Source organism: Gordonia sp. JH63 (assembly GCF_009856645.1).
Classification (GTDB): Bacteria; Actinomycetota; Actinomycetes; order Mycobacteriales; family Mycobacteriaceae; genus Gordonia; species Gordonia hongkongensis.
Genome location: NZ_CP047235.1, coordinates 48,040 through 63,717 on the forward strand (window position 1 = coordinate 48,040; position 15,678 = coordinate 63,717).

General features: G+C 63.2%; 14 protein-coding genes and 1 pseudogene. 6 read left to right on the top strand and 9 right to left on the bottom strand.

Annotated elements, in window-relative coordinates; translation table 11 throughout:
- Nucleotides 1-17 precede the first annotated feature (17 nt).
- From GR168_RS00220 to GR168_RS00235, 4 genes are all read right to left on the bottom strand, one after another.
- Complete coding sequence (locus GR168_RS00220) at nt 18-2,270, bottom strand: hypothetical protein (RefSeq protein WP_058253024.1); 2,253 nt, start codon at nt 2,268-2,270, stop codon at nt 18-20.
- A gap of 242 nt (nt 2,271-2,512) precedes the next feature.
- On the bottom strand, nt 2,513-5,059 hold the full coding sequence (locus tag GR168_RS00225; protein ID WP_058253025.1) for a S8 family peptidase: 2,547 nt from the start codon (nt 5,057-5,059) through the stop codon (nt 2,513-2,515).
- Nucleotides 5,052-6,020, bottom strand: coding sequence for an ATP-binding protein (locus tag GR168_RS00230; RefSeq protein ID WP_058253026.1), 969 nt, complete (start codon nt 6,018-6,020; stop codon nt 5,052-5,054). The genes GR168_RS00225 and GR168_RS00230 overlap by 8 nt, the downstream gene beginning before the upstream one ends.
- Nucleotides 6,021-6,207: 187 nt before the next feature.
- Nucleotides 6,208-6,936 carry a hypothetical protein gene (locus GR168_RS00235; protein WP_231742561.1) on the bottom strand — a complete coding sequence of 243 codons (729 nt, stop codon included), beginning with the start codon at nt 6,934-6,936 and terminating at the stop codon, nt 6,208-6,210.
- Between the two features lie 205 nt (nt 6,937-7,141).
- On the opposite strand from GR168_RS00235, the gene GR168_RS00240 reads away from it, so the two are divergent.
- Nucleotides 7,142-8,737, top strand: coding sequence for a hypothetical protein (locus tag GR168_RS00240; protein WP_058253027.1), 1,596 nt, complete (start codon nt 7,142-7,144; stop codon nt 8,735-8,737).
- Nucleotides 8,738-9,352: 615 nt separating this feature from the next.
- On the top strand, nt 9,353-9,787 hold the full coding sequence (locus tag GR168_RS00245) for a DUF309 domain-containing protein (protein WP_058253028.1): 435 nt from the start codon (nt 9,353-9,355) through the stop codon (nt 9,785-9,787).
- 4 nt (nt 9,788-9,791) lie between these two features.
- On the opposite strand, the gene GR168_RS00250 is transcribed toward GR168_RS00245, so the two are convergent.
- Nucleotides 9,792-10,340, bottom strand: a complete 549-nt coding sequence (locus GR168_RS00250; protein ID WP_058253029.1) for a dihydrofolate reductase family protein — start codon at nt 10,338-10,340, stop codon at nt 9,792-9,794.
- Between the two features lie 61 nt (nt 10,341-10,401).
- The gene (locus tag GR168_RS00255; RefSeq protein ID WP_231742562.1) at nt 10,402-10,971 is read right to left on the bottom strand and encodes a TetR/AcrR family transcriptional regulator; all 570 of its coding nucleotides are present in this window, start codon (nt 10,969-10,971) and stop codon (nt 10,402-10,404) included.
- A gap of 37 nt (nt 10,972-11,008) precedes the next feature.
- Here GR168_RS00255 and GR168_RS00260 point away from each other — a divergent pair, with 37 nt between their 5' ends.
- On the top strand, nt 11,009-11,701 hold the full coding sequence (locus GR168_RS00260; RefSeq protein ID WP_058253031.1) for a lysophospholipid acyltransferase family protein: 693 nt from the start codon (nt 11,009-11,011) through the stop codon (nt 11,699-11,701).
- Between the two features lie 24 nt (nt 11,702-11,725).
- On the opposite strand, the gene GR168_RS00265 is transcribed toward GR168_RS00260, so the two are convergent.
- The 3 genes from GR168_RS00265 to wrbA form a co-directional block, all read right to left on the bottom strand.
- Complete coding sequence (locus GR168_RS00265) at nt 11,726-12,154, bottom strand: nitroreductase family deazaflavin-dependent oxidoreductase (RefSeq protein WP_058253032.1); 429 nt, start codon at nt 12,152-12,154, stop codon at nt 11,726-11,728.
- A gap of 287 nt (nt 12,155-12,441) precedes the next feature.
- Nucleotides 12,442-12,966: an FBP domain-containing protein gene (locus tag GR168_RS00270; protein ID WP_159369735.1), complete on the bottom strand. Its 525-nt coding sequence runs from the start codon at nt 12,964-12,966 to the stop codon at nt 12,442-12,444.
- Between the two features lie 286 nt (nt 12,967-13,252).
- Nucleotides 13,253-13,852: an NAD(P)H:quinone oxidoreductase gene (gene wrbA / locus GR168_RS00275; protein ID WP_058253059.1), complete on the bottom strand. Its 600-nt coding sequence runs from the start codon at nt 13,850-13,852 to the stop codon at nt 13,253-13,255.
- A 132-nt stretch (nt 13,853-13,984) separates the two neighbouring features.
- Here wrbA and GR168_RS00280 point away from each other — a divergent pair.
- From GR168_RS00280 to GR168_RS00290, 3 genes and pseudogenes are all read left to right on the top strand, one after another.
- A pseudogene (locus tag GR168_RS00280) lies at nt 13,985-14,738 on the top strand (DUF72 domain-containing protein).
- 80 nt (nt 14,739-14,818) lie between these two features.
- Nucleotides 14,819-15,073 (top strand): DUF2510 domain-containing protein, encoded by a 255-nt coding sequence (locus GR168_RS00285; protein WP_058253034.1) that lies wholly within the window; start codon nt 14,819-14,821, stop codon nt 15,071-15,073.
- 57 nt (nt 15,074-15,130) lie between these two features.
- A complete protein-coding gene (locus GR168_RS00290; protein WP_058253035.1) occupies nt 15,131-15,625 on the top strand; it encodes an Rrf2 family transcriptional regulator in 495 nt (164 codons plus the stop codon).
- Nucleotides 15,626-15,678 lie beyond the last annotated feature (53 nt).

The following is a 15,678-nucleotide window of genomic DNA, read 5'->3' on the forward strand; positions in this document are numbered from 1 at the left end:
GCGGAATGATGACCAACTCACTCCAGGGTCCCGTCGAGTTCCTGGATCGCGTCCTCCACCGCAGCGGCAACCTCCCGGAGGAATCGGTTCTGATCTGGCGAAGCGCTCACCGTCGGGATAGGCGCACCGCGATCGTAGACATCGGTCGCGATGATTTTGGCCCTTTCGAATGTCGATCCCGGCCCCTTCTGCAGGTAGGCAGTCTGCCAACCCTGCCGAACCTCGTCGCGTAGTCGGCGCTGTGTCAGTTCCACAAGCCGACTTGTGATGGCGTGGGACAGCGAGTCGACGATCGCCTGCCTCTCGTCATCGCTTGGCTCCCCGCCGATCCATCGCTCGGGCTGCTGCAGCATTAGGTAGACCTGCATCTGCAAGAAGTAGCGAAGGTTAGCTACCGGTTTCAAGTTCCCGTACTCGTCGTCCCAGCCCTCGGCGAGGCGACGGCTGAGAGCTTTCACCCGAGTCCAATGCTCCTTGGGTGCGTCGGGATTGAAATCAAGCCCCAGAGTGCCGCGCCATCGTGCATGGAACGTCTTGGCAGCCTCCGTTACCGCCAGCGAGAGATTCATACGGTTAAATACCGGCCGGCTAGGACCAGCTTCAGCGGCTAGTTCCGGGTGCCCGAGTAGCTTTAGCGCAGCATCGAGTTGCGCGATCGAGCGCGAGCCAGCTTTCTTGTTTGCATCTAGCTTGCCCTGAATTCCGCCCACGAAGAAGCTGGCCTGGTCAACTCTGAGCCGCAGGATTCGTTCGGCGGCAGGGCCAAGTTCGTCGCCAATGGACTTGAGCACGTTGTCGACCGACGCCAGGACGTGTTGTTTACGATCGGTGAATCCAGGCAGATTGTCGCCTTTGACCTGGTCGAGATGCGTGAAAATGGTGTGGAGCTTGCCGGCGTTGCCGGACACCGCGATTCCTTTGAGAGCGGCCACTGCAGCGGCCTGCATAGGCTGCGCGGCATTGTCGACGAGGAGAATTGCATCGACCTCCTGTAGTCGAGTGGCAACATGAGTAGACAGGGTCGCGACGGACCTAGGCGTATGTCCGAGTCCCTCGCCGTCGACGAGCACTAGTCGAATAGGCTCGGAGACCCAGTCGGGCTGGAAGGGGCCGGACACTCGAATTCCGTTGACCAGTGGGGTCAGAAGGCTTCCAAATAGAGGCGCATAGTTGCTGGAAAACCGCGTCACCTGGGTGATGAAGGCGGACCGATCTGCGGACTCCCATGTCCACGTGGTTGGCCACCCTTGTCGGCTTCGCGTTACCTTGCCGAGCCTTAAGGCAGCGAAACGCTTTTCGATTTCGTCAATGAGTGAGTCGACAATGAGATGGAACTCTTCGGACTGCCGGAGATCGCTGTCGAGTCGTTCCTCGATCACTTCTTCCAGGACTCGCTCATCTTGTTCAGCTTGGGTCTCAATGGAGCGAAGTTGACCTGCGTAGCGGCCAACGACTGACTTCACTGACGAAATAGCCGCAGCCACAACCTTATTAGTTGTTTCAAGATCGACTGAACCAAAGTCACTGGGGTCGAAGGCGAGCTCATGATCGTCGTCGTCATCATCGTCGAAGTCATCAGCGTCTGCCAGCGGCGCGCCCCGCCCGAGTACGTAGCTGAACCGGTACCGCTGATTAATGTGATCTAGGAGGCGCCTTCTGATCTCGTCGTCGGAGCGCTCTCTGAAGGCAGCGAGCGCCGCTTCGGAGACGTTCTCCGTTAGGTAGTCAATCACTTGGTCGCGGGGAACAAAGGTCACGACGGCCTTGTATGTCTCGTCAGCGGTGGTGATCAATTCGGTGTCGGAAACCGTCGTCTTCGCGGTTGACGTCGATGGAAAGCGTTCATTGTCCGGATCGGTTCCCAGCATTTGTCGGACGACGGTCGTCTTTCCGGCACCAGTGGTGCCCAGCAGTTGTACTGTGCGGTAGCCTTCGTCGCTGCCCGGTATTGGCAGCAACTCGTCACGAAGGTTTGCGTAATCGGTTTCTGCGATCTCCATTCCCTCGTAGAAGATGTCAACCACGCGGGAGTCAAAGCGGCTTATCGCAGTGGCACGGGACGTGATCTCCCAGAGTTCCGGATTGCGAAGCAATTCGTTCAACTGTTCGACAAGCTTAGTTGCCTCCAGCTCGTCGCGGGTGCCCAGGCCGCGCCGAACGCGCCGACCTGTCTTGCCCGTCGCAACATCCAGACGCGCAGGATGTCGGAAGATTACGGACCAGGACTCTCTCCCTTGGGTGCGACTCTTGCTTGCGGTGTAAAACTTCATTCGCCCACCTTGTTGTTCCGGTGATGTTCCGGAACTGAGTATTGGCGATGCCCGACGCGCTGTCAAGCCCTACTTGGAACATCACCGGAACAACAGAGACTCACGGGTGGATGGCGGATTGAGCAGTCAGCGGGGCGGTGAGCGCATGCACACCACTGCGTTTCCATCACGCGCGAGGCGCGGTACGCGCGTTGTTCCGGTGGATGACTATCCACCGGTGAGGTACGGCTGTGGGGCCTGAGTCAGTCCGTTGCGATCGCAGTCGCGATCGGAACTTGCAGTTGGGTCGCGATGGGTGTGTACAGGTCAACTCCCTGTTCGGGTGTCCTGAGCGACAGGATCAACGAGTACCGCACCGGCATGTCGATCCGGTCCTGCCGCTTGTTGTTTTTCCACCAGCCGCCAGCCGGGTAAACAGCGACTGAATTACATTGCGCCAATTCACTTCCCGTGCCATGCCACTCGTCTTGGTGCAGCGATCCGAGGTGGCGTTGACGCTCGCCGAGGAGCCATCTTTCGGAGGTTGTTCCTGAGCCTGCGCGACCGGCTTCTTGAGCTTGAGCGTTGCGGTTGATTCGAGAAACGAACTGCTGGCCGCTCTCCAGCGCTCCCTGCAAGTCGAACCGAAGCGAGTGAGACGGATAGGCGTACCGCTGCCGCCATCCGCGTCGCGATGCTGACGGCTCGATGAAGTACGACAGCGTGATCCGAAGCCGGACCGCCGCTGACCCGAGTTCTTCGAGGGCCTCTGTGGGCCATGGGAGCGTGTGTAGCCGGAAGCGGCGCATTGTGTACTTTCTGCCATCGAATGGCACGAACTGGTCCTGCGCGACGAGCGTAACTGCCCGTCGTGATGAGTTGAGGACGGAGTTTTCTGTTGGGACACCCCACCCGTAGCGACGAAGCTGTTCGAGCCGAGCGGCTTTGGGCTGATTGGCCTGGACGTTGCGGGCCATCGCCGGTGTCCATTCGGCCTCGTGCGCAAGTAAACCGCGGATCGTTTCCGGCCAGTAATCGGGGTATCTCTCCATTGCGAGCGCGGCCAAGCGTGCCGCCTGCGCGGTTGCGGCGCTCGTGGCGTTCGCTGAGGTCAGGGCGATGTCACTTGTGTTCCCGGTCGACCGCAGTGAAAGGCCCGGGAGTCTGGTTTCGAACATCTGGCCACCGTCGGTGAGGACATTGCCACCCTCCATGCAAATGTCCGGCTTGATCGGTGCAGTGCGGTGCCGGAACCGCATCGATGTACGGCTGTGTGGCGACAGGCCACCAGCCTCGCCCAACACTGACCACCCCGCGTACTGCGGATGTTGGGGCAATTCGGTCAGGTTGGTAAAGGCACCAACCGTTAGCGCGTTCCATGCTTGGGCGGGATCTTCGATCGCGGCAAGGTCGGAGTGGTCGGCATAGTCCTTCGCGTAGGAGTCGACGTTGCCCGCAGCTACGACGACAAGGCGCGCAATGGTGGGGTCGGGCTCCGAGATTAGCTGGAATCGATTTCCGTCCCTTGTGGTTTCGGTGCCAACCGCAAGGGCATCGACTGTAGCGGACCACAACGTCGGGTCGCCGGGGTTGTCGGACCTTGTGCTCAGTGTGAGGGCGAAAACGCGCCGGCGTTGAGCGGCAATCTCTGGGAGTGCCACTGCCTGGACCGTGGCGCTCCCGTAGTCCAAGGGATCGATCCGGGCTTCGCCTGGACCGGGTTTCATCCGTACGGACTCGAGGCGATGGCGGAGCTGAACAGGCTCGCTACTCTGCAGCGCCGCGTCTAAGTCATCGCCGTACAGCGCAAGGCCAGCCATCGACGTGCCGTGACCCCGGGGGTCCGTGTCCGCTCCTGAAGCGCCGATTATGGTGTGCAGGTCCTCGGGAGCGAGGGACGATTCGATCAGCACGTGGCTGCGCAGCACACCTGTGTCCAGGTGACACACTGCCGGTGCGCTACCGTCGGCCGTGCTCAAGCGTTCGACCAGGTCCTGGACGTATTCGTCCTGTTCAGCAGCGGGTAGGTCTTCGATCGTCTCGATGAATTCCGGCTTTCGGATCTCCGCCAGCGGCACGACCGTGAATGGCAGTGGTTCGAGTTGGCTCCAAGTGGCCTCGACCCACACTACGAAGCGGTCACGTAACTGGATCGACCGAGGCAGCATTCGAAGCTCGTAGGCACTCACGAACCCTTTGATGGCTTCGAAGTCACCGCCCGAAGTGTCGAGCCAAAGCTCCCACCAGTGCTGCCCGTGCACCGGGGGTTCGCCGTCAGACGTCCACAGATCGGCGAGGATGGCTTTGCGGATTCGTGAGATGTTGGCGACGAGGTCTTGATTTGGCGGCTGCCCAGTCTTGGTGCTGCCACTGAGGTAGTCCTCGAACAGCTTCATGAACGCTGCGCGGTCCTCGTCGGCCACCCACACGGTTGCCCGCTCCGGGGTGTCCTTTGTCGCTGGCCTCACTGAAAGTAGCAGCCAGCGAGGCCTTTTCGGAGTCCTTGTGTGGGTAGTCATCCGGTTGAGAGAGTCAAGCTTCAGCGGGTACGACACATTCTCGCCTTCGAGAACGAGGATCGTTCCTTGCGACTCGAGTTCATCGTCGGAAAGCTCGAAGTCGTCGCGGTCGCTATCGAGTTCATCGAATGCGTCAGTCAGCTCTTGCTTGCGGGCAGCGCCGTGCAAGTCCCGATTTACGCTCCGGCGCTTGAATCCGCCACCCCCACCGCCGGAGTAGCGATCGAAGCTCTCAGCTGTGGTGTATCCCTGAACGTAGAGGTGGTCGAGCGGCTGGTCCTGTTCAGCCAATGGTGGCCGATCGCCGAGCAGTGAGTGCCGCGATGAGATCGTCGCGCTCCACCATCGTCTCGCCTCGCATCAGGACCGATTTGGCCGCAGACTCTGCGGCTTTCACCAAGTCTGCGTGACTAAGTCCCTCTGTGTAGTCGCCGAGCTTCGTTAGACTGCCCTTCTGGACCAGGGAGCCTAGCCTGGCTCGCATCACCGCTGTGGCTTGTCGAGCGTCCGGGAGGGTGTAGTCCAGGACCGCGTCGAAGCGCCGAAAGAGCGCTTTGTCGAGGATGGAGCGGTGGTTTGTGGCCGCGATCACGATCGATTCGGGACTCGAGTTCTCGAGGAATACAAGAAAAGAGTTCAGGATTCGGCGAGCCTCGCCGACGTCGTTTCCCGAGCGGTCGGCGCCTAGCGCGTCGAACTCATCGAACAGGTAGACGCCCCGCTCCGCCGCGACGGAGTCGAATACGATGCGTAGCTTCGCTGCGGTCTCACCCATGAACTTGCTGAGCAGACCATCCAGACGAACGGTGAACATCGGCAGCGACAGCTCAGTGGCAAGGACCGATGCGGTCATCGTCTTCCCGGTTCCTGGCGGACCTACAAGGAGTAAACGATGCGCGGGTGCGAACCCATGTTCAAGCAGGTTCTTTCGCTGACGCTGCTCAGCGAGCAGTTGCTTGATCTGTGCAGTTCGCTCTGGTGGAGCTACCAGCTCACGAAGGTGAACCTGAGGGTGTGACGCCTCGACCAGTTCGGCCAACTCGCCACGAACTCGCGGAAGCGAGGTGACGTTTGAGAGGGGCGCGCGTTCACGGGACGCGTCTACCGCTTCCTTGATGTTGGTGGCAAGGACGTGGTGCCCCTGTCGTGCCTCGCGTGCAGCGATCTGCAGTGCGACTGAGTAGAAGGCTGCGTCGTCGCCTGCCGCGTGATTGCGGACCATCGCGGTGATGTGCTCGCCTAGGCCAGCCATGACGCCTCCTTCCTGGCGGAATCTGCCTGCGTAGATCGTACGGTCTTACACGGTGCGCGATACTGATACCTCGCCGAACCGCTGCTTCGGCAGTGAGCCTGACAATTGGGGTATCCGTCGCGTCGATCGAAGGGCACACCGACATGAAGAGCGCCAGTTGGAGGTGGGCACGATACTTGCTCCCGCTCTAGCTCTCCTCGAGCACAGGTTCTGGTGACTCTCCAAACAGGCGGCGCCAGAGCGCTCCGACCTCGTCGGCGAACTGGATGTCGGCGCGGACCTCGACGTCGCCGTCGACCACGTACAGCACACCTGACGACTGGCCTGCCGGAATGACCCGCGGGAACTGGTCGAGCATCTGCTGCTGAACGTGTTGGATCACCTGAGACATCTGAGGGGAGTTCATCAGGTGGCTGGACATCATGGAGCCGTAGCCACCCAGCTGGCCGAGCTGCGACCTTTGGGAGCCGAATCCGAACCCCGGCGGGAGCCCTGAGTACATCGATTCCGCCTGCTGCCCGATGGCGTCGAGACCTCCGCTCAGACTCTCAGATAGGGCATCGCGCATGAGTTCGCGCAGTGAGATGTTCCCTTTGGCGGGTCGACACCGATAGGGCGCGCGGAGACCATCTTCCTCCACGGCGTACACATCGACGTCGAGGTCGGTGATGGGGCCGGCCGGCTGATGGCCTTCGGAGAGTCTCCGGAAGTTGAAAAGAATGCTGTCAACAGGGTCAACGAGAAGCTGAGAGACCGCGGCGTGTCGTGCAGGGTCAATCCATATGCGCTGCGCAACCGGTGGATGGTCACCCAGGCGAAGACGCTCAAGCTCGACGAATTCTGCGCGGTCGCCAACATCATCGACATCCGAGGTGTCCGGGCCATCGTGACCGGCCCCACGCCCTCGCTCACGCACCTCACGAAGGCCATGAGGGACGCACACCATCGAGACAACTCTCACGAAAACAGCTGAGCACTAACCACTTACACGAATCTGGCGCGCGACGTCAGTCGCTCTGCCGACCCATAATCTCTCGAAAGGCTTCACCATGGCAATACATCCTCGGCACTTCGATCCGGCCTGCGCACCTTCTCCTCAGACGTTCGCCACCGCTCTTGCGATGGCCAAAGGATCGGGAATCGCTGAACTGATCACCGGGTGGAACAGGCAACAACGCAGGCCATCGCAAGGAGGGCGGCGTCGCCTGCCCTACACGATCCTGGGCTGGCAGACCGCGCTGATCGTGCGGGGCCTCTTATCCCAGCCGCCCACGATCACCGGTACCTTCCGCACCCTGCTGGACTTCGATGCCGCGCAGCTTGCTGAGGTCGGTATCGACGACAAGGCCCTCGAACCGATGCGCAGCAACTTCGAGCCGGCCTACAAGAGCTTCGCTGGATGGCTCGACGCCGAACTGGAATGTCTCGACTCCGGACCCGACCAACCAGCAAGCCGCATCAGCGTGCCAGAGGCGCGTGCAATAGAACGCAGGCGAACACCCGACCAGTTGGCTGCCTACCAACTCGCTGGCGAGCGCCGCGCCGAAGTCGTTAACGCTATCGTCAGCGCGTGGATCGATCCCAAGTGTCGGCAGGGAAGTCGAGGTGACCTTGTTGTCGACGGCATGGTCGTCGACCTCGCTGGCCCGTCACCTGACTTCACTCGCCACGAGAAGCGGAAACGAGCAGCCACATACTATGGCGCTTACTACCGGCGCGACTCCCGCCACCGACTCGATTCCGAGGGCAACAAGATCGCGAAAAAGCGCGGCTGGGGCATCGAAGTCACGGCAGTGACATCGGTAGGACCGACCGGCGCCCTACACAGCGTTCCGCCACTATTCACGGGCCTCTCGATCCACAAACCGACTTCTGGGTCGCTGGAAGGTCTTGACGAGGCGGTTCGCTTCCACCGGAAGGCTGGCTTCGATACCCGGGCCAAGGCTGCAAACGCCCGCCGTCCACTACTCGTCGCCGACATGGGATATCTCAAAAAAGGTTCGGGCACATGGCAAATCGCCAATGGATACGCGGCGATCTTCCGCTATCCGGAGAACTGGAAGTCGCTGGTCTTGCCTGCCGTCGACCCGACCGATGCGAACCGGAAGATCGCCCCCGGACCGACGCAAATCGAAGGCAACTTCTACTGTCCGGCCGCGGTCGAACTGTACAACGGTCGGCGCATGATTCGACCCCTGCGCACCATCCTCGACAAGGACGCGTGGGAGGCCCATGACGTGCGTCTCAAGCGGATGATGCCGATGGTGATGGGAGTCAATCGCAGAGCTTACGAAGCCGGGGAGCGTCGGGGCCGACCGACTCGAGGTAGTGACGGCAAGCGGGTGATGGTAAAGAAGTTCACGTGCCCAGCTGCGCTCGGAAACGTCCGATGCGCACGCTGGCTCAACCCGGCGACGGACGGTCGTGACGATCTGCCATTCATTGACCCGGGCCCCGAGGTACCCGTATACCGGTGCTGCCGACAGAAAGCGACCGTCGTCACCCTGACCGACGACCAGGTTCAGCGGCAACAGCACTCCCAGTACGTTCCGGGATCGTGGATGCACGCCATCACCTACGAGGCCTATCGCGCGCTCACCGAGCAGCGGTTCGACCTCGTCCGACGGCGCCCATCCACCGGCTTGGAGCACCTCAAGTACGGGCCCGGCGTGAGCCCGTCGTGTGCATTACCATCGCGGTCGCATTCGCGGTCGTGAACTGGCTTACGATCCAGGGCTTCAAACACCGGGGCATCCCAGACTTCGAGTCCATCGACGAACGGTGGCAGCAACTCGCCGACGACCTAGGGCAGGACCCGGCTACGGAGCCGCCCGCAGCTAGGGGCACGTCAACAACTTCACACCCACGAGGGGTGGTCTCCACCGGAGACCACCCCTCGTGGCGTCTCCACCACGCGGCAATTCTCCGAACATTCCGGCACCTCAACTGCGATGACCTCGTGAGATCAGCGCGGAGCGCCCGAAGAGCCGTAGGTACTTGGGTGTGCGAGCGCCCGTGACCAGTTCTCAGCAAGCTACTCAGCGAGCATGCGATGCGATCGGGTGTCCGTCGTCGACTGCCGAAAATTCTCCGGACGTCAGGGACAAATTCCCCGGACACCCATCGCTGGCTTGGTGGCTGGCCAGCCAGCACGGACTGCACACCACACCACGAGTTATTTCAAAGGTCAGGTTGCGCACAGCGACCTGACCTTTCTCGTTTCCGACGTAGGAAGTTGGGTATCGTCCGGCTGTCCGCTCGTCGTTACGCAGTCTCACAGCCGAGGCGTTGGGCTTACCGGCACAAGCGAGCACATGTCAGAGAGGTGCGCCGTGTCCGACGACCGTGACCGCGACCCCGACGGTCGCGCCCGCCAGGCCCGGCCGCGTGACGAGCTGGGACGGCCGCTGCCGTATGGCGCACAGGGCGTCGAACCGGTGTCCGAAGAACCGTTGCCGCCCGACGAGACGATCGCTTACGCGTGGCAGCTGCTCGAGGAGGGTCGGCCGTTCTCCGCGCATGAGGTGTTCGAGACCCGGTGGAAGTCGTGTCCGCCGGACGAACGTCCGTTGTGGCAGGGACTTGCGCAGCTCTGCGTCGGTCTCACGCACCATCGTCGGGGCAACGCCGTCGGGGCTCGACGCCTCTACGATCGCGCCGCTGCGCACCTGGACGAATACGAGCGGTCGCACGGACCGACCTACGGGATGGATCTCGCGGCGATCCGCGACCGTGCTCTCGCGGAGATCGAATCCGATCCGGCGTGACGCGTCACACCGTCCGGTAGCGCAACAGTGAGACACCCTGTTCGAAGCTCTTGGTCTCCATCAGTTGCAGCGCGGGGATCTCCATCCCGTCCGGGAACAGGCGACGACCCGATCCCTGCACGGTCGGATAGACGAACAGCCGGTATTCGTCGACCAGCCCGGCGCTGATCAGCCTGTGGCACAAGCTGATACTCCCGGTCACGACGATGTCCTTACCGTCGGCCTCCTTCAGCGCGGTCACCTCGTCGACGACGTCACCGGACAGCACCGTCGAGTTCTGCCACTCCGGGTCGGTCATCGTGCTCGACACCACGTACTTGTCCACGGTGTTGAGATAGTCGGTGATCCCGGTGGCGTCGTCGGTCTGGTGCGGCCAGAAGCCGCGGAAGTCCTCGAAGGTCTGCCGGCCGACGAGCAGCGCATCGGCCTCGGCGTCCTGTCGGTGCGATTCGGCCATGAGGTCCGGCGCCTCGACGGTCGGGTCGAACCAGTTGGTCAGCATCTCGATCGAACCGTCGAGTGTCATGTTCTGGGTGATCGCCAGCGTTCGCATGCTTCTCCTGAAGTGTCGTCGCGATGTCCTCCCAGATACCGACCGGCGGGCCGGGCGAATGTTATCGGTCCGGATCGCCGGGAGAAGGTCGGAGGCTGTTCGCGACGATGCGTTCGACGAGCTCGGCGTCGTCGATCCCGGGCGCGGCAAGTCCCAGTGATCCCGTCGAGGACAGCATCGCGATCCCGTGTATCCCGACCCACAGCTCGGCCGCGCGTAACTCGGGATAGACGACAGAGCCGCTCTGCTCGATCAGCGAGACCAGCCAGGTGAACAGCGGCTGCGACGTGGAGCGAAGGTCGGCGCCACCGCCTTCGAGGAGGTCGTGACGAAAGATGAGGGCGAACATCGCAGGTCGACGGCGGGCGAATGCGACGTACGCGAATGCGACGTCGTGAATGCTCGCAGGGGCCTCGGCCGCGCGCATCAGTTCCGACGACAGGTCCTCCAGGCCTTCGCGGGCGATGGCTGCCAGAAGTGAGCGATGCGTCGGGAACCATCGGCGGGGAGCGCCGTGGGACACGCCGGCACGGCGTGCGATCTCGCGTAACCCGACATCCGGTGAACCGGTCTCTTCCAGCAGCTCGACGCCGGCGTGAACCAACGCGTTTCTGGTTTTGACGGACTCCACGTAGACAGTGTCACCCATAGTCGCGTAGACAGTGTCTATGCGACTGCGAACCAAGGCGATGTACGTGGTGTGTCGTTACGTTCTGATCGGCCCGGCCTTGGTCCTGTGGCGGCGACCGCAGATCACCGGCCGTCATCACCTTCCGGCGATCGGGCCGGTCATCCTGGCTGCCAATCACCTCTCGGTGCTCGACTCCTTCTATCTGGCGCTGGCGGCAGGGCGACCGGTGACATTCCTCGCCAAGCGCGAGTACTTCGACCGGCGCGGCCTCATCGGCCGCCTACAGCGCTGGTTCTTTTTCGCTATGGGGCAGATTCCCGTCGACCGGCGTGGGGGCCTGGGTGCGGCAACGGCGCTTCGGCAGGCAGCGACGGTTCTGGATGACGGCGGGGTCTGGGGGATTCACCCCGAAGGCACCAGATCGCCGGATGGTCGGATGTATCGCGGCCGGACCGGGGCCGTTCGGGTAGCGCTGGCCACCGGTGCGCCGCTGGTGCCGGTCGCGATCACCGGGACCGGGCGGACGGATGGCCGATCACGCGGACGACGCAGGGTGACGATCGACATCCTTCCGCCGCTCGACCTCGGGTCCGGGGACCTCACCGAGGGCCGAGTACGCGTCCTCACAGACGAACTGATGGCGACGATCTGTGAGCGGTCCGGACAGAGCTACATCGATGAATACGCGCGGCTGTGGGTCCGCGGCGCAGACCGTCCCGGTGCTGCATGAATCATCGGATCGCCACGCAAGCCCCTACCGAGGCGTCAGATCGACGATGGCCAGCGGGCGCGTCGTCTTCTTCTGGTAGCCGGCGTAGCGACCGCGGTTCACCTCGTCGACGAGGACGAAGCGCCGGGCGTAGTCCGGGTCGTCGGGGTAGGTCGCCCGCGCGGTGACCTGGATGCGGCGTCGACCCACCTGGACCTCGACGTTCGGGTGGGCCTTGAGGTTGGCGAGCCACCCCGGGGGTCGCGGCGATCCGCCGTTCGACGCGACCACCAGGTAGGCCTCGCCATCGCGCGCATAGGTGAGCGCATTGCACCGCGCCTCGCCCGTCCGGCGGCCGATCGTCCGGAGCAGCAGTGTGGGGTTGCCCATGAGCAGTCGGTGGCCGACGAGACCGCCGGAATGCTCGTAGAGCCATTGATGGGTCTGCAGTGCTCGGATGAACAGCGACGTCATGGGTCCACTATCGCCGATGTAAAGCCGAGTGAGTGCTCTACGAAGCGCGTCGGCCTCGACGACCTCCGTCGAGTGCCCGGCCCGGCGGGTTTCGCACCTGCAGCACCTGCAGCACCTGCAGCATCTGCGGCCTGTCGGCCGTCGTGGGCTACGAAGGAACATTCGTGAGCGTCGAAATCTCCGCTCCCCGAGGTGCGAGCGAAGCGAGCCACGAAGGGTTTGGCAACGTGTCGCACCAGGCCCTTCGTGGCTCGTCGCAGCGCTCCTCGCACCTCAGGGACCAGGGGTTATGTGGGTTCTTCGGATGAGGGGTCCAAGGGGCTGTCTCCGCTCGCCACGCGCTGGGCGAAGCCGGCGAGGTGGGTGCGTAACGCCTGAATCCGCTGCTGGCGCACGGTCTCGACGTCATCGGAGGCGAAGATGGCCGACGGCTTCGCGCGGACATTCGTCGAACATTCGAAGTTCGAGCAGATGAGTGTCCCGACGGTGTTGCCCTTGCGGCCCGCCGCTCCGGCGAACTTCGCGCTGAAGAACGCCACCTCGTTCGGCAGCTGTACGTCTTCGCAGAACGAACACAACGGACGGTTGCGAGGCTGTCGGCCGCCCAGTCGCAGCATGATCCCGACGACACCATCGTCGGTCGGGATGACCAGATAGCCGACCATCGGGAGTTTCGGATCGCGCCAGCCGACGAAATCCAACCGCTCCCAATCCAACTCGTCGAAGTCGGGTGGGAGCGTCACGCTCTTGCGTTCGCGCAGCGAGGCGTTGACGAACGATGAACGGATCTGGGAATCGGAAAGGGAATGCATGGATGTGTACACCTCAGGTGTCGGAGGAGAAATGAAGAGAGCACGAGTCGACCGGCGCGGTCCGTGATGGGACGCGCGCCGATCGGGGCGGGCTGCTCAATCGTCGGCGCGCACGACGCCGACGACCTCCTCACGCCCGGAGGGCGACACACTGACAGACACGAGCACCGATGGTGAACCGCCGAACCTTCGCTGTCAACTCGATTACGGCGACCGCGCGCTCACAAGATCCGTCCCCGCCCGAACCAAACGGCTGAGCGGGAACGGATCTCGTGAGCGACGACTATCAGGCAGCGAGGAGGCCCGCGATCCGCACCACCCGCTGCGCCATGTGTTCGAGCGCGGCCTTCGTCGCGTCGTCGAGCTCGTTCTTGTTCTCCGGACCCGTGACATGGGAGACGCCGTACGGGTTGCCGTCGGCGAACTTCAGTCCGTCCGTGTACCCGGGCGGGACGAGGATGCCGCCGAAGTGCATCAGCGATGTGTAGAGAGCGGTGAGGGTAGTCTCTTGCCCGCCGTGGGCGGTGTTGCTGGAGGTGTAGGCGGCGTAGGCCTTGTCGGCGAGCTTGCCCTCGGCCCACAGTCCCCCGAGAGAGTCGATGTATGTCTGGAACGGCGAAGCCGTGCTGCCGAACCGCGTCGGACTCCCGAAGATGACGCCGTCTGCCCAGACGATGTCGTCGCCGGTCGCGGCGGGTAGGTCCTTGGTGGCCTCGTAGTTGGCCGACCAGGCCGGGTTCTCGGCGAACGTCTGCGGGTCCCGGGTTTCGGCAATGTGGCGGACTCGGACCTCGGCACCGGCGGATTCAGCGGCATCCGACAGCACCTGTGCCATCGCAGTGCCGTGTCCGGTGGCCGAGTAGTAGATGATCGCCAGCTTGGTCATGTGTACTCCCGTCTCGGTGATTGGCATGTGCCACCGACGGGTACCCACGAGCCGTGAGTCGACACCCACGCGCATACCGGGTACTCGTCGTGGACGGGATTCGTAGCCCCGTCCCGAACGGATAGTTGCGCGATGCTGTTCATCGGCACCTCCGGCTGGCAGTACCGGGACTGGCGCGGTGCCTTCTATCCCGAGAAGCTCCCGCAACGGTTGTGGTTGGACTACTACGCGCAGCGGTTCCCGACCGCCGAGGTCAACAACACCTTCTACCGGTTGCCCGAGCGGAAGGCGTTCGAGCGCTGGGCCGAGACGGTCCCCGCCGACTTCCGGATGGCCGCGAAGATGAGTCGCTATCTGGGGCACATCAAACGGCTCAACGAGCCGGCCGAACCGGTCCAGCGGTTCCTCGATCGGTCGGCCGGGCTCGACGGCCGGCTGGGACCGGTGCTCCTCGGAGTTGCCGCCCACTCTCCGCGCCATCCCCGACGCCCTCGACGAGACGCTCGCGAGGTTTCCGACGTCGGTGCAGGTCGCCGTCGAACCCCGGCGCGAGTCCTGGTGGTGCGACGAGACAAGGACGGTCCTCGAGCGGCACAACGCGGCGCTGTGCTGGGCCGACCGGAAGAACCGAATCCTCAACCCTCTTTGGCGCACAGCCGATTTCGGATACCTGCGCCTTCACGACGGGACGTCTCGACGACCGATGAGCTATGGAACCCGGGCGATCGACAGTTGGTTACGCCGTCTGTCGGAGTCCTTCGACGATTCGTGTGACGTCTACGTCTACTTCAACAACGACCCGGGATGCGCCGCGATCGACAACGCCGCCATCATGATCCGCCGCGCGCGACGCATGGGCACGACGGTGAAGACCGTCGGAGACTGACCCCATTGGCGGTCCGTCATTCGACGGAATCGGAGCGTCGGCCCGGTGGCGCCGCCCGCCGGTCTCGGTACGGTACGTGCATGTCGATCATCCTGATGCTCGCCGTCCTGCTCGTGCTGCTGGCGGTTCTCGGTGCCGGGATCGTCGGCATCGTCGTACTGGTGTCCCGTAAGTCGAAGAACTCGGCTGTCGACGCCGGACGGAATGGGATGGGTGGCTGGTACCCGGACCCGCAGTATCCGGACGTGGACCGGTACCACGACGGCCACGCCTGGACCGCTCACACGCGGCCCGCATCGGCGCAGACTAGTAGCCGGCCGGCTCACCTCGCGTGACCGGCGTCACCTCATTTAATTGGCATCTAAGGTGCCAATTTGTGTTCTACTTACGACATGCAACTGACGCGCTTCACCGACATCGGCCTCCGGGTCGTGATGCGGCTGGCCGTCTCGGGTCAACATGACTCTGTTGCAACAGCTCTCACCACCAAGGATCTCGCCCGCGAACTCGCGGTCCCATACACACACGTCGCCAAGGTCGTCGGAAGGCTGTCGGAACTCGGCGTCGTACACGCTCGGCGCGGTCGAACCGGCGGGCTGACGATCACCGAACTCGGCCGCGATGCCCGCGTCGGGTGGCTCGCCCGTTCGCTCGAAGGTGACGGCGAGGTCGTGGAATGCGAAGGCGCACAGCCCTGCCCGTTGCGCCACGCCTGCCGGCTCCGGGGGTCCCTCGCCCGAGCGGTCGCCGCATTCTATGAGAGTCTCGACTCCGAGACGGTCGCCGATCTCGCCCGCGAGCCGACGACCGCGGTGTTGCTGTCGCTGTCGTCCCGGCCGCCGCGGGACGGACCGGTATCCGAAGCTGCCGCACCCACAGCGACCTGACGCTGTAACCGCCTGCTGCGGTGGTGGTTTCGACAAGCTCAACCAGCGGGGGC